A 248-nucleotide genomic window follows, 5' to 3' on the forward strand; every position below is an offset into this window, starting at 1 on the left:
GGAGACAGGCGATGAAATTCAATATCGAGATCGATTGCACCCCCGAAGAGGCGCGGCGCCTGTTCGGCCTTCCCGACCTCGAGCCGCTGCACGACATCTATCTCGACCGCGTCAAGGAATTGATGGCAAAGGGGATCACCCCCGACATGGTCCAGTCGATGGTTAAGACGTGGGTGCCGATGGGCGAAAGCGGGTTGGGACTCGTCCAGTCGCTGCTCGGCCAGTTCGGCGGCGGTTTGATGGGCGGT

Annotated in this window: 1 protein-coding gene; it reads left to right on the top strand. The window is 61.3% G+C overall.

Translation table 11 applies throughout. From position 1 onward, the window contains the following. Window positions 1-11: 11 nt before the first annotated feature. Window positions 12-248: DUF6489 family protein (locus tag B4920_RS27305; RefSeq protein WP_079437606.1), on the top strand; the 237-nt coding region annotated here is incomplete at its 3' end.

It is taken from the genome of Zoogloea sp. LCSB751, assembly GCF_002028455.1.
Taxonomy (GTDB): Bacteria; Pseudomonadota; Gammaproteobacteria; order Burkholderiales; family Rhodocyclaceae; genus Zoogloea.